General features: G+C 53.7%; 11 protein-coding genes. 10 read left to right on the top strand and 1 reads right to left on the bottom strand.

The window, feature by feature from the left end; translation table 11 throughout:
* Position 1: 1 nt before the first annotated feature.
* From TURPA_RS10250 to TURPA_RS10220, 7 genes are all read left to right on the top strand, one after another.
* On the top strand, positions 2-772 hold the full coding sequence (locus TURPA_RS10250; RefSeq protein ID WP_014803232.1) for a FecR family protein: 771 nt from the start codon (positions 2-4) through the stop codon (positions 770-772).
* 2 nt (positions 773-774) lie between these two features.
* Positions 775-2,214 carry a M16 family metallopeptidase gene (locus TURPA_RS10245; RefSeq protein ID WP_014803231.1) on the top strand — a complete coding sequence of 480 codons (1,440 nt, stop codon included), beginning with the start codon at positions 775-777 and terminating at the stop codon, positions 2,212-2,214.
* A gap of 65 nt (positions 2,215-2,279) precedes the next feature.
* Entirely contained in the window at positions 2,280-3,725 is a 1,446-nt protein-coding gene (locus tag TURPA_RS10240) for a YncE family protein (RefSeq protein ID WP_157210464.1), read from the top strand.
* 86 nt (positions 3,726-3,811) lie between these two features.
* Positions 3,812-4,549, top strand: coding sequence for a CDP-diacylglycerol--glycerol-3-phosphate 3-phosphatidyltransferase (pgsA, locus tag TURPA_RS10235; RefSeq protein WP_014803229.1), 738 nt, complete (start codon positions 3,812-3,814; stop codon positions 4,547-4,549).
* Positions 4,546-7,911 carry a methylmalonyl-CoA mutase family protein gene (locus tag TURPA_RS10230; RefSeq protein WP_014803228.1) on the top strand — a complete coding sequence of 1,122 codons (3,366 nt, stop codon included), beginning with the start codon at positions 4,546-4,548 and terminating at the stop codon, positions 7,909-7,911. The genes pgsA and TURPA_RS10230 overlap by 4 nt, the downstream gene beginning before the upstream one ends.
* Before the next feature lie 8 nt (positions 7,912-7,919).
* Positions 7,920-8,270 (top strand): hypothetical protein, encoded by a 351-nt coding sequence (locus TURPA_RS10225; RefSeq protein WP_014803227.1) that lies wholly within the window; start codon positions 7,920-7,922, stop codon positions 8,268-8,270.
* Positions 8,271-8,342: 72 nt separating this feature from the next.
* Complete coding sequence (locus tag TURPA_RS10220) at positions 8,343-9,254, top strand: hypothetical protein (RefSeq protein ID WP_014803226.1); 912 nt, start codon at positions 8,343-8,345, stop codon at positions 9,252-9,254.
* 42 nt (positions 9,255-9,296) lie between these two features.
* On the opposite strand, the gene TURPA_RS10215 is transcribed toward TURPA_RS10220, so the two are convergent.
* Complete coding sequence (locus TURPA_RS10215; protein ID WP_014803225.1) at positions 9,297-10,025, bottom strand: sensor histidine kinase; 729 nt, start codon at positions 10,023-10,025, stop codon at positions 9,297-9,299.
* A 73-nt stretch (positions 10,026-10,098) separates the two neighbouring features.
* Here TURPA_RS10215 and TURPA_RS10210 point away from each other — a divergent pair, with 73 nt between their 5' ends.
* From TURPA_RS10210 to TURPA_RS10200, 3 genes are read left to right on the top strand one after another with little or no spacing between them, the layout of a single operon-like run.
* A complete protein-coding gene (locus TURPA_RS10210) occupies positions 10,099-10,581 on the top strand; it encodes a hypothetical protein (protein WP_014803224.1) in 483 nt (160 codons plus the stop codon).
* 6 nt (positions 10,582-10,587) lie between these two features.
* Positions 10,588-13,005, top strand: coding sequence for an HD family phosphohydrolase (locus tag TURPA_RS10205; protein WP_014803223.1), 2,418 nt, complete (start codon positions 10,588-10,590; stop codon positions 13,003-13,005).
* 1 nt (position 13,006) lies between these two features.
* Entirely contained in the window at positions 13,007-14,023 is a 1,017-nt protein-coding gene (locus TURPA_RS10200; protein WP_014803222.1) for a zinc metalloprotease, read from the top strand.
* Positions 14,024-14,040: the final 17 nt, after the last annotated feature.

The raw sequence follows: 14,040 nt of genomic DNA, 5'->3' as shown, positions 1-14,040 counted from the left end.
CATGCCCAAAATAGTGTTACTGGTTTTAGTTTCGGGGTTAATCCCCCTTATTTATGCACAAGAAAAGCCGAAAGAGCTTCTGGCTGCTGCGCTGAGCGTAAGCGGTGAGGCGTTCTTTGAACGTGACGGCAAGACCTCGCCTGCGAAAGTGAAGACATTATTCTTCAAGAGCGACCGCGTTTTCACCAAGAAGGGCAAGATCGACATACAGATCGGGCCGAGTGCAGTGCTGCACCTGGCGCCTTACACTTCGGTGAAACTCGCCGACCTGACCGAGGCCGATAAAAAAACGCATATCGCGGTTGAACTCGATGCCGGGCGGGGCTACACAAAATTTTCAAAACCGATGGCACCTGGTTCTAAATACGCGATTAAGAGCCCAACGATGGTTGCGGCGGTTCGCGGCACAGAGTTTGTGTTGAGTGCCGGCGATGAATCGGCTGAGCCGCATGAAGACTCTGACATTCCCGCCGGGGTGTTTGTGAACACGGGCAAGGTGGCAGTTTCACCGGCGAGCCGTGAAGACGAGGTTATCGAACTGGCACCCGGGGAGCAGATTACCGGTGTCGACAACGCGCTGGTCAAAGGTGTGATGGAAGACTTTCTCAAAAAGAAAATGAAACTCTTCAAGCAATTGAATTGTATGAAAGAGGCGCAATACAAAATTATGGAGCGTGAAAAGAACCGGCAAATCGAGCTGCTCGAAAAAGTTCGCAACTCTTCAAAAATGGAAGAGCTGCGCGAAAAAAACAAAAAGCTTTTTAATAACTGAGAATGAAAAATAAATACACATACTTTTCGTTGATTTTTCTTGCATTTGCGTTGAGTGCGCTCTATGCAGCCGGCGCTCGTGCAACCGCCGAACGACCGTGGCAGCACTATGTGCGGGCCGAAATGCCCCCGGCGAAGATACCGCAGGTTGAGAAGTTCAACCTGAAGAACGGCGTCCAGGTCTATTTCTTGAAGGCCGACCACGTGCCTCTGGTGCACATGCAGGTCTACGTTGAAGGCGGGGCGTTCGAAGTGCCCGACGACAAGCTGGGTGTTCACAGCCTCTGGGGCGAAACCCTCGTATTTTCAGGTTCAGAAGAGCTTAACCGCGAAAAGCTCTCGCAATACATGGAGAGCCGCGCCTCGACGTTTTCATTCGGCGCCGGGGCAGAACGTTCGGCCTTTACGCTCAATTCGATGTCGCATTATTTTGTGCGCGATCTGCAGACAACTTTTGCGGTGTTGCAAAAACCTGCGTTTGCTGCCGACGATTTTGGTCTGTTGAAAAAGCGCGTGCTGCAAGAATTCGCCCGGCGCGATGAAAACCCGGCAAAATGGGCGGCACTCGGCTCCACTAAAATGTATTGGGGTGGCACGCTGCGCGGGCGCTACGCAACGATTCGCACGGTAAGCTCAGTGAACCGCGACGATATCGCGCTCTGGCACCAGCGCATGTGGCGTGGCGAACGGCTATCGATCGCAGTCACAGGTTCAATCGACGCCGCAGAACTGAAGCAGGCGCTCGACAACACTTACGGCAGCATGGCGGTTGATGTAAAATCGAAACCGAACCCTGACGCGCTGCACGTCTACCCGACGGCGAAACCCAATGCGCTGAACATCTTACCAAAAGATATTCCGCAGACAACTGTCATATACAAGGCGCCGGGCCTGAAGCACACCGACGCGAACTATTACACGCTGCGCCTCTTCGATTTCTTGCTCGGCGGCGACTCGTTTAACTCATACCTGACACAGAAAATTCGCACTGAGAAAGGCTGGGCCTACTCAGCATATTCGAGCTTTGAAACCGACGATTTCACCGGCAGCATCATGCTCTTCACACAAACAGCGAATATGAATCTGCCCGACGTTATCGCTGCAATCGACGAAATTCTTGCAAAGCCAGAAGCCTTTATCAGCAAAGACAAGATCGCCGAAGCCAAACGTTCTCTCAAGAACAAGTTTGTTTTCTTGTTTGAAAACCCGGTTCAATACATGAAGCTCTATTTGCAGCTAAAGTGGGACGGTCTGCCAGAAAATTATCTGAATGATTATGCTGTGAATCTCGACAAAGTGACCGAGGCGGATGTATTGCGTCTTGCAAAACAGTATTACAAACCGGAAAATTTCAGCATTCTGCTCTGCGGCCCGGCAGGCCTCTACAAGAAGAAATCAACACTTCGGCCCGAGGCCGCACAATTGCTCGAACTGGAAAAATGATCGCAGGCAAAAAAAAGAGAAACAACTCTTTTTGCCCCCGAATTAATTCGGGGGCAAAAAGAATATTGACTGGCATAGTTCTTTCAACTGTATTCTCTCTCTTTGCCGATGACCTGCAACTCGACACCAAGGTGCCGCTTGGGCTCGCCCACGACGGCCAGATTCTCTGGATAGGCGATGCCCAGACTCGCGAGCTCACAGGCTACGATGTCGCGCAGAAAAAGAAACTCGCAACGCGCACACTCGCGTATGACATGCGCGATCTCGCATACTGGGCACCGAATATCGTTACCGTCGCGCCGAACTACATATTCGTCATCAACCCGATCAACGGCGACCTCGTCGATAAAATTCCGTTGAAGGGCATCGCCGACCCGGTGGCGATCGCGCTCGATATGCACCAGGCCTATATCTACAATCGAGCCGATAAGAAGATTCACCGTGTGCACATGGTCGACCGTTTGCAATTCGGGTCATTCACTCCTGAAATTACCGCCGACGTGCGCAGCCTGACCTTTTACAAAGGTTTCTTGTGGGCGATTGCAAAGGACGGCAAAGCCTATAAGATATCGCCTTCAGACGGTTCGCAGATCAGCTTCTTACCCCTGCCCGAATCAAGTTATGGAATCACGTTTGTCGATGGTGGCTTGTACGTCGCGCGGCCCGGTCAGGTTCGCTCGGTAGACTTTATTGAAACAGAAAACTACGTCGCGGCTGCGAAGCGCAGTTTCACCATCGCTGGTGAACTCGAGCTCACTCTACCCTGGAGCGAAGAGGTGCGCAAGCGAGAGAGCAGGCTGCAGCTGAAATACGCTCTTTTACCGATCACTGCACACCAGCGCATCGCGGGGCTTCGTGCCGACCCTTTTACGCGCTTCGGCCGCTGGGAAGACGGTTCGCACACGTCAGAAATTTCGTTACCGCAGGCGAGCGCAGAGCGCAGCCGCACGCACCAGCTGCAGTTTCAGGTCACCCTCTACAATCTAACGCACATTTTTAATGCCCAATTGATAAAACTCTACTTTAAGAACCCTGAACTGCCAGACAGTATACGCGTTTACCTCGATGCCCTGCCGCTCGCCGCCGCTGACCAGGCTTCGGTCGAAGGCTTTCGCAAAGACTGGCTGGCAAAAAATGACGGCAAGCATCCGATTTATGTGATTGCCGCAGTCATGAAAGACCCCCAAATGAAGACTGACACGCGCTGCGCCATTTTTCGCTCTCTGGGTATACCTTCCCGACGTATGAAATTTGTCGATCTTGATAGCCGCAAAACCTCTGAATTTGTTCAGGTTTATCTGCAACCAACCGGTTGGGTGACCATTACCTCACGATACGATGCTACAAAACCGAAAGAATTTCCGGTGGCGAACAACGAGCTTGAACTCTATTCTCCCGATGACCTTCAGATTTTACCGCGAATCGTGGCCGGCAAGGCCGGCACCGTTGCGGCGGTACCTGAGCTCATGAAATTTCAGAAATTACAGATAATAACCAGCAGCGCCGAGTAACCGCGCATGATGCCCTGTGAAAAATTGAGCCTGCCAGAGTAGCGAATTCTTCTTGAGCAAACGTCTACGATACAAACTTGAACCTGATGTCGGCATGGCTTAACCTGCCCAATTTTCTCACAATCATGCGCATTGTGATGATTCCGTTTTTCTTGTATTATTTACTATCGAAACACCCACTTGACCGTTTTATCGCCCTCGCGATCTTCTTTGTGGCGTCGGTGACCGACTTTTTCGATGGGTACCTTGCCCGCAAATGGCAGCAAGAATCACCGCTCGGTCGTTTTCTTGATCCCTTGGCCGACAAGGCTCTCGTCATCGCGACTCTGGTTATTTTTATTCTGCTCGACCAGGCAGTTTCATTGTGGATGGTCATCGTTATTATTCTGCGCGATATGCTCGTGACACTGATGCGCTATCTCGCAATTCGTAAGGGGGCTGAGATTCGAACGACGCGTCTCGGCAAAGCCAAAACTACGTTTCAAATGTTTTCGATCGGGGCTATCCTCATTATTCTCGTCATTCGTTCGTTTCACTTCGACATACCGGCAACCTACGCCGAAGGCCGCACTCAAGGCAAAAAGAATATTGAAATTGCTTCAACGATGATGATCAAGGCATTTCAGTCTTTCGAATCGAGCGAGATACCCAAAGATGAACGCAACAAATACTTTGCCGAATCGGTGCCGTACTTCTTGTTGCTGATCACGACGTTACTCACCATCATCTCAGGGCTGCGGTACCTCTACGCCAACTGGCGGGTGCTGCTGCCCCCTTACACAGCCGTTTTGAGAAAGCGGCCCAAACCTGTTCGCACCGCATGAAACCCATTCGCTTTATCACGGCCACGGCCTTGTTCGACGGCCACGACGCCTCGATCAATATTATTCGCCGCTTCTTGCAGCGCGAGGGTGCAGAGGTCATACACCTGGGCCATAACCGCCCGGTACACGAAGTTGTGATTGCCGCCTTGCAAGAAGACGCCGACGGTATCGCGATCAGCTCGTACCAGGGCGGTCACAACGAATACTTCAAATACACGATCGACCTACTCAAAAAAGCCGGCGCCTCGCACATCAAAGTTTTCGGCGGCGGCGGCGGAGTGATCGTCGACAGCGAAATCAAAGACCTGATGGCATACGGCGTCGAGCGTATCTACTCGCCCGACGACGGCCGCACTCTCGGTCTCGACGGCATGGCGCGCGATATGATCGAGCGCGCATCAAAAACGACGCGCCCGCCTGTAACCCCGGGTTTAAACCCGGGGCTACAGGATCTCTACGCGAATTATGGATATTTGCTGTCCCGGCGCATTTCACAGATTGAATCATTATCATTTGCCCCGGAATTAATTCCGGGGCAAATGAAGGTACCCGTGCTCGGTTTCACCGGTTCGGGCGGCGCGGGCAAGTCTTCGCTCATCGATGAATTTTTGCGCCGGTTCAAATTACTTTATCCCGATCTGAAGCTTGCGCTGCTCTCGGTTGACCCAACGCAGCGCAAAACCGGCGGCGCGCTGTTGGGCGACCGCCTGCGGCTGAACTCGGTCAACGACGGGAAAATCTTCATGCGTTCGCTTGCGACGCGCACAGACAACGCGGCGATTTCACCGACACTCAAAGAAATTCTCAGCTTCCTGCGTGCGGAGAAGTTTGACCTGATCATTATTGAATCGGCGGGCATCGGACAGTCTGACACCTCAATCACCGACCTGTGCGATTTTTCGGTCTATGTGATGACGCCTGAATACGGTGCGGCGACGCAGCTCGAGAAAATCGCGATGCTCGACTATGCAAACATGGTGATCATCAACAAGTCTGACCGGGTACGCGCCGAAGATGCGCTGATACAGGTACGTAAGCAATACCGTCGCAACCACGCACTGCTCACCCAAAGAGACGAAGAACTGCCGATTCACCCGACGATCGCCAACCGTTTCGGTGACATACTCGTGGACGATGCCTTTGCAACGCTGGTGAAACACCTGCAGGCAAAACAGATGTTGCCCGCGTCACTCGCACCGGCAGTAAAGCTCGAATCTGCCTCGATTAAAGATGATTTTATACCTGCGCGGCGGACACGCTATCTTTCTGAAATCGCCGATTCGGTGCGCTCATACCACAGCGCCGCAGCCGGTCAGGCCAACCTGGCCCGTAAGCTGCAATCACTCTACACTGCACTGGTGACCATCGGTTACGAGCCGGAAAAATCACTGGGCGAAGCCCTGGAAATTCCGGCGTCACAACCCGCAGAGCCGCTCGTGACACAGTACAATGCGCTCTTGAAGGAGATCGATCCACAACTACTGGCTGACCTGCGTTCGATCGGCAAAACCCGCGCGAACTATGCGCAGGAAACCTACAGCTACAAGGTGCGCGACAAAGAAGTCAAAGTGCGCGCGGGGACAAAATCGCTGAGCGACACGCTGATCGCCAAGGTGGTGCCTGCACCATATGAAGACTGGGGCGAGCTCACGAAATTTTTGCTCAGTGAAAATATTCCGGGCGAGTTTCCCTATACCGCGGGTGTGTTTCCATTCAAGCGCGAGGGCGAAGACCCCACACGCATGTTTGCGGGCGAAGGTTCGCCCGAGCGCACGAACCGCCGCTTTCACCTGATTGCGAAGGGGCAACCGGCAGCCCGTTTGTCCACGGCTTTCGATTCGATCACCCTCTACGGTGAAAACCCGGCGGAGCGCCCCGATATTTTCGGCAAGATTGGCAATGCAGGTGTTTCGATCTGCACAGTCGACGACATGAAGAAGCTCTACTCGGGTTTTGACCTCTCGGCGCCGACGACAAGTGTTTCGATGACGATCAATGGCCCGTCGCCGACGATCCTGGCATTTTTCATGAACGCGGCAATCGACCAGCAGGTAGAGGCATACCTGGCACGCGAGGGTAAGCTCGCCACAGCACAGGAAAAAATCCGCCAACTCTACACCGAAAAGAATCTCAAAGCGCCCGACTACCGTGACGGCAAACCCGACGGGCATAATGGCCTGGGCCTGGCTCTGCTGGGCGTAACGGGCGAAAAGGTTGTTGAGCCCGAAGTTTACGCAAACATTCGCAAAGCGACGCTATCGCAGGTGCGCGGCACGGTGCAGGCAGATATTCTCAAAGAAGACCAGGCGCAGAACACCTGCATCTTTTCTACGGAGTTTTCGCTCAAAGTCATGGGCGACATACAGCAGTTCTTCATCGACAACCAGGTGACGAATTTCTATTCGGTGAGCGTCTCGGGTTATCACATTGCCGAAGCCGGCGCCAACCCGATTACGCAGGTCGCTTTCACGCTCGCGAACGGTTTCACACTGGCCGAATATTATCTCAGCCGCGGCATGAAGATCGACGATTTTGCGCGCAACTTCAGCTTCTTCTTTTCGAACGGCATGGATCCCGAGTACGCGGTAATCGGTCGCGTTGCGAGGCGCATCTGGGCGGTTTCGATGCGCAATCTTTACAAGGCCGATGCACGTTCGCAAAAACTCAAGTACCACATACAGACTTCGGGACGCAGCCTGCACGCGCAGGAAATTTCGTTCAACGACATTCGCACCACGCTGCAGGCGCTCTATGCAATCATGGACAACTGTAATAGCCTGCACACCAATGCTTATGACGAAGCGGTGACAACGCCGACACCCGAATCGGTGCGTCGCGCGATCGCGATTCAGCTGATAATCAACCGCGAGCTAGGTCTGACGAAAAATGAAAATCCGCTGCAGGGGAGTTATTTCTTAACGCGGCTGACTGATCTCGTCGAAGAGGCAATACTCCAGGAATTCGACCGCATCTCTGACCGTGGCGGCGTTTTGGGCGCGATGGAAACGATGTACCAGCGCAACAAAATACAGGAAGAAAGTCTCTACTACGAAAAGCTCAAAACCTCGGGCGAGCTTCCCATCATTGGCGTGAATACCTTTTTGAGCGAAGAAACCGAATATTACCACGGCGAGCTGATGCGCTCAACCGACGACGAGAAGCAGCGGCAGATCGAATCGCTCGCGCAGTTCCATGCCTTTCATGCTTCGGAGAGTAAGGCAGCGCTCGACAAGCTGCGCAAGGTCGCGCTGCGTTCGGGCAATGTGTTTGAAGAACTGGTAGAGACAGTCAAGAGCTGCTCACTCGGCCAGATTACCGGCGCCCTGTACGAAGTTGGTGGCAGCTACAGGCGGAATATGTAGTTTGTCCCATGGACGAACGCGTAACCGTCGAATACGTCTACGAATACTGGGACTGCGCCGCCTGCGGACGCCGGGGCGTCCGGGGCGATGCCCGCTACTGCCCGTCATGCGGCAAGGCCCGCGACAAGAACGTCCGCTTCTACCGCCAGGGTGATAAAGAAGAAACCATCACCGAAAAGGCAGAACAGGATCGCCTTTCGGCCGGGCCAGACTGGATCTGTGCCTTCTGCTCGACGACCAACAACTTCCATGACCAGTTCTGCGGATCGTGCGGGTCAGGTTCCGATACGAAAAAATCTCAACCTGATCGGGTGGGCGAGCATCCGGTACGAATCAAGCCGCTGCCTGCAGCCGACTGAACCTGCCTGCGCTGTGGCGCTCAGAACAAACAGACCGACGAATACTGCGAAGGCTGCGGCGCTGATTATGGTTTGCCGCCACTGGAAAGGCCGGCCCGCCTTAAACAAACACCGCCCACAGAGAAGCGCATCGACTTTGCGGTCTATGCAATACGGGGATTGCTGATACTGCTGGCGACCGGAGTCCTGTGGTGCGGCTACCGGACAGTCTCTTGCGTTTCGAATCACTATGGGACGCACACGGTTGTCTACAAGGTCACGGAGCGCAAATGGAAAAGCACCATTGTACTGGAGAGCAAGAACCTCGAAACGCTGACTGCCTGGGCAAACGAATTGCCGTCTGATGCGAAAGTCCTGCGCCGTGAAAAGAAAATCCGCAGTTACCGCGACATTCAGACCGGCACACGCACCGAAAGCTACGAAGAAGAAGAGACAGCCGAAACCACGCGCACTCAGGAGAAAACTTCGGTTGAACGCGTGAAGACCGGCGAACGCGAAGAGTGCGCCACTAATTATGAATCGATAGGCTCCGGCGCGGCACGGAAGGTCACGCGCTGCAAGAAAGTGCCGGTCTACTCTGACAGGACAGTGACCACCAGCACCGCGGAACCGACGACGGAGAAGCGAAAAGTTACAAAAAAACGCGCAATACCCGTGTTTGAAAAACAACCAGTGTACGATACCGAGGTCACCTACCGCGCGTGGCGCTGGTCAGAAGTGCGCCGATGGGAAACCGAAGGCACCGATCTGCCTGTGAAACCACCGCAACCTGTACTCAAGCCGGCTGAACGGGCGGCTAACTACAGACTATCAGCGCCGCGCACGGCATTTGAGGTAATGTTTGAGCGCAGCGACAAGGGCGATGCCCCCGCTTCGACTGTGCAGCTTCTGGAAGAAGCAGAATTTGCGAAGATACAACCGGAGCAGAAGGTGGAATTTCTTTTCATTCCGTACAAGAATACCCTGGAGCGAAAGGCTAAGTGATTCTGTGATCATTCAGCTACGGGCTTAAGCCCGTAGCAAGAATTACACACTCAGCACCAGCTCAGCATTTGATTCTGTAATAAATCTCTGCCGGTTAGGCTGGTAGTCAGATGAAAGCGGAAACTCCACCCGAGCGAGCGTCTTTTCGCGGTAGTCAGAGCGGATAGTGAAAAGATGCGGATCGATGTCCTGCGCTTTGAGCATCATCGTAACGAGTACGATGCCCATGCCGGCGCCTTCAGAACTATCGCCACCTTCCATGTAGAACTGCGCAATATCATCGTATCGCATCGCAGTGTGGAATTTTTCGCGGATACGCTTGTCTTCTTTGGGGCTGATCGGCCGGTTGTTCAGAACTTCAATGATCAGCCGGTCACGGTTAAAGTCGAAGAAAATATCGACGTAGAGGCGGCGCTCTTTCGACTTCTTGCCATATTCGAGCACCCATTGTTCGTTGAGTTGCTCTTTGAAAAGATCCATGCCGCGATCGTATTCCGCTTCGTTTTCGCCGTCGATCTTCTCGTCTTCAAACAATATTCGCTTAAAGTTTGCTTTGGCGCCGTTGAGTGAAAGTTCTTTGACCGAGGTGTAGACCGGGCCGATCATGTCATGGCGGCCATATTTGTTCAACACCTGTTCGACAATGTAACTTAAGCCCGCCTCGGTGGCCGATATCACCGCATAGGCGCGAATTCGCACCAGGTGCTCATTCGCGATCGCCGCATCGATCGCGGCCTTGAGTTTGGGGTCAATGGGGGGCGTTTCTCTCATGTATTTTCACCCGTAGAACAGGTCGCAGTGTTATTTTTTTTGACCTCATGTCAATACTTTGCAAAAACGCTGTATGGCAGACGCCAAAAAACCGGCTCAGGGGCCAGATACGCAATTCTCTGAAAACGAGGTTCTGGCGCGCATTGAAAGCATTCTGCGTTTCACCACCGACGAGTTGGCAAATTCTGAAGTACGGGCGCAGGCGTTTGAAAAGCTGACCGAATTCGAAGCACAGCTGCTCTATCAGCAGCGCAACATCAGCACTGCGCTCGAGAACGTGCAGAAATATCGTGACGAAATCGAAAAAGAGTGGCATAAAGAGAAACAGGTACGCGAAAACACCCTCGACCTGATGGCGCAGCGCATGAAAGATCTGCACCAGACCCTGCGCGCTCAGGAATATCTGCTCGACTATGCTGCCGGCGAACAAAAATTTCTGCGTGAACTGCTCGTGCAACTGCACAATAAAAAATCACTTACCGAACAAGACGTAGAAAAAATTCTCGGCGAACACGAACAGCTGCTGGCTGAACTCAGCCGCAAAGCAAAAAAATAACAGGCGATGAGCGAACCGCGCCCCTACCAGAGATTGAGGGCGCTGGGCGTGCGCCTGAATAAGCGCCTCGCCACCGCGCGCGATTTCAACGAGGTCAAGCGCGCGACTCTGATTGGTTACGGCGCGACACTCTTTGTTTCAGTGCTGATGCTTTCATTGCCGCTGATGCAAAAGCTACCGCGCTTTGCACTCGGCGATGTCGCAACGGGCGACCTCAAGGCGCAAATGGACCTGAGGATCGCCGACGACAATGAAACCGAGCGGCTAAAGAAGGCGGCCTTCGAGCGCGAACGCCCGGCTTTCGACCGCGACTTCGAAGCTTTCGAAAAATCGCTGAAGCAGCTGCAGACCGAATTCACGTGGATTGCGCGCACCGCTACCGAAGCCGCGCAGATGTCGGTTGCCGAAAGACGCGAACTGATTCTTGGCCGCATGCCGTTTCTCGCCGACAGTCTTTACCGCAGCGAAGATATCGATGGTTTGTTTCGTGAAAAACAGATTCAGCAGATCGAGAGCCGGGCGCTGACGCTGGCAGAAAAAGCCTTTCAGGAAAATGGCTTTCTCACGCAAACACTCGAAACTAAAATTCTCGCTGAAGTGATTGAAAAAGGCGCACAGATCAGAACGATCAATGCGCCGCGCGACGCGCCCGATGTTGTGTGGAGCGCCGAACAACTGCAGACAAAAGAAACTGCTGTGCGGCTGATTCTGCGTAACAACCAGCTCAAAGACGCGGCACTCTCGCCCGGCACCATGCGCGTTATTCTGACACGCATTCGACAGCTACAGCGCGAGATACCGTCGCTCGTCTACAATCCTCAATACACCTTGCTCAGGCGTAATCAGGCGGCTGAAAAGATTACGCCAGTCTACAAATCGGTGAAGCGCGGCTCGACGCTGCTGCGCGCGGGCGACCTCATCACCGAAGAAAACCTGCGGCTGCTCGAACAGGTGCGCGAAAACCATCGCCGCAGAAACGGCTCACAGATAATCGGTATCTTTCTGATCATGGGCGTGCTCGCAGTCTCGCTGTCATATTTTACATTTCGTTTTGCGTACGAGCAGGTGCGTGACTATGGCTCGCATTTCATTCTGCACGGGCTCTTCTGGGTCATCTTTGCCATAGGGCTGGTAATCATGAAGCTGAACCCGCTCAGAGTCTACGATATCAGCTTTATTCTGTTTGTTCCGTTTGGTTTTTTTGGCATTCTGACCGGCCAGTTCTTTGGGGCCCGCATCGCCCTCTCGGCGGGCATTTATCTCTCGATTTTCTTCTATATTCTTACAGGCTTCGACAACCAGAGCCTGATGCTGGCTCTCACCTCGGCGATCGCGGGCCTATACGCCTCAACACGCATGCAGAAGCGCACGCAGATGTTCAAAGGTGGGGTCATCATCGCCATCACGAATCTGATTATTATCACGGGCTTCGAGCTGCTGGCCCCGGCGGCGCGAAACTATGAACTGAAGTTCGCGGCAATCGTCACGAACAGTATTCTGAGCATCTTATTGACTCTGGGGTTGTTGCCCCTGATCGAGATGGTATTCAATCTGCCGACGCCCTTTCGCCTCATGGAACTCAACGACTTCAACCACCCTCTGCTGACGCGTATGGCCGCGATTGCCCCGTCGACGCATTCGCACAGCGTCATGCTCGCCAACTTAAGCGAAGCTGCCGTGAGAGCCCTCGGGGGCGACACGCTGCTCACGCGCGTGGGTTGTCTGTTTCATGATATTGGTAAAATGGCTCACCCTGATTTTTATGCGGAGAACCGGCACCTCTACCCGACATCTGAAGCCTTCAAAAAACTGGGGCCCGTCAAGTCTGCACACATGATTACCCGGCATGTGACCGACGGCATCGCCATGGCGCGCGAAAACCGCCTACCTGAAAAAATCATTAGTTTTATTCCAGAGCACCACGGCACGACGACGATTCAGTATTTTTACCACAAGGCACTCGAGCAGGCAAAGCCGGGAACACCGCCTGTCTCGCGCAAGAGTTTTCAATATCCGGGGCCGAGGCCGCAGACGCGCGAGACTGCGGTTGTAATGATTGCCGACAGCGTCGAAGCGGCATCGCGTACCGCGGCCTCGGCGACTAAAGAAGAATTTGCAGAAATAATCGACCGCATTATTCAAAACAAGATCAGCGAAGAACAGTTTCACGAAGCACCGCTCACTCTCGGCGAGCTTGCTCTGGTGCGCAAGGCATTTCTCGACGTGCTCGTCAGCACTTACCATGAAAGGCCACACTACCCCACGATGCAAGAAACTCGCGCACTCGAAAACCAGGCAGCAAAAAAGAGCTCTAGCTTAAGGGAAGTTTCTGTACAGACCGACGCAGAAAAGAGGTCAGTCTCGAAAAAGGCGGCACAAAAGCCAAGACGGTCTAAATCCGCTTTGCCGCGCCTGATTGACTGATATGATCAACCGCATAAAAAGACATTACCATGTGCTGAAGACTGGCATCGTGCAGAGCGACCGCGCGACTTATCGCCGGCACCTGATTCTTCTGCTGCTGACTGTATTTACCGTGTTTGTCGCCGGCACCAATTTCTCATCGCGCACCACGGCGGCCGATCGCTACGCCGATGCTGCCATTTATGCACTGGCGCTCATCGCCGTGCTCATGGGTTATTCGGTGACGCGTTACGTGCAGGCGCGTTCTTATGGGCTCTACGCCGAGCTGCCGCTATTTATTCCCATGCCGCTTTTTTCGCCATTTGGTACGTTCGGCGTGTTGACTAAAACAGCTCATATCGGTGTGCACACGCATGCGCTTTTCGACGTCGCATTCTGGCCACCGGTCGTCAGTTTTTCGCTGTCGTTGCCGATGCTCGTCGCAGGTACGCACTTCAGCGAAATTGTTCCCGGCAACGCGCAGTTTGAAAATCCCCTTTTGCTCGTGGGGATAGCGCGCTTACTCAAAGACATACCTCTTGGGTACGACCTGGCGGTTCACCCACTGCTCGCTGCGGGCTGGGCAGGGCTTTTCTTCACCGCGATAAACCTGTTTCCCGTCGGCAACCTGTCGGGCGGACAAATTGCTTACACGCTGTTCGGGCGGCGCCAGCGCGATATAGGCTACGTCTTTCTCGGTGGACTCTTCATACTCGCGCTGTATTACCCCATGTGGTTCGGGTTTGTGCTCGGCTTCATTTATCTCGGCGTCGACCACCCCGAGCTGCGGCAGGTGCGCAACCCGCTGTTTTTCGAAATGACGCAGCAGACCACACGCCAGCCGCTCGATCGCCGCAGACAATGGCTCGCAGCCATCTGCGCGGTTATCTTTGTACTGTCTTTCACGACCCGACCTTTCGACGCGAAGAGCGAGAATGTTGTCGAACGTCCCCCCGCACAATTGGCGCCACCTGAAAATTTTCAGGCGCCGCCCGGGCCCCAACCGAATAAAGCGCCGGGCGAAGATAATTCAATCTAAAATTTTCACAGAGACAC

It is taken from the genome of Turneriella parva DSM 21527 (assembly GCF_000266885.1).
Lineage (GTDB): Bacteria > Spirochaetota > Leptospiria > Turneriellales > Turneriellaceae > Turneriella > Turneriella parva.
Note: the sequence above shows the minus strand (reverse complement) of the source record. Positions and strands in the feature narration are given on the sequence as shown.

Excerpts from the sequence above, each read along its gene's own strand:
- TURPA_RS10250 (WP_014803232.1), top strand. The coding sequence starts at position 2 with ATGCCCAAAATAGTGTTACTGGTTTTAGTTTCGGGGTTAATCCCCCTT.
- TURPA_RS10245 (WP_014803231.1), top strand. The coding sequence starts at position 775 with ATGAAAAATAAATACACATACTTTTCGTTGATTTTTCTTGCATTTGCG.
- pgsA (WP_014803229.1), top strand. The coding sequence starts at position 3,812 with ATGTCGGCATGGCTTAACCTGCCCAATTTTCTCACAATCATGCGCATT.
- TURPA_RS10230 (WP_014803228.1), top strand. The coding sequence starts at position 4,546 with ATGAAACCCATTCGCTTTATCACGGCCACGGCCTTGTTCGACGGCCAC.
- TURPA_RS10225 (WP_014803227.1), top strand. The coding sequence starts at position 7,920 with ATGGACGAACGCGTAACCGTCGAATACGTCTACGAATACTGGGACTGC.
- TURPA_RS10215 (WP_014803225.1), bottom strand. The coding sequence starts at position 10,025 with ATGAGAGAAACGCCCCCCATTGACCCCAAACTCAAGGCCGCGATCGAT.
- TURPA_RS10210 (WP_014803224.1), top strand. The coding sequence starts at position 10,099 with ATGGCAGACGCCAAAAAACCGGCTCAGGGGCCAGATACGCAATTCTCT.
- TURPA_RS10205 (WP_014803223.1), top strand. The coding sequence starts at position 10,588 with ATGAGCGAACCGCGCCCCTACCAGAGATTGAGGGCGCTGGGCGTGCGC.
- TURPA_RS10200 (WP_014803222.1), top strand. The coding sequence starts at position 13,007 with ATGATCAACCGCATAAAAAGACATTACCATGTGCTGAAGACTGGCATC.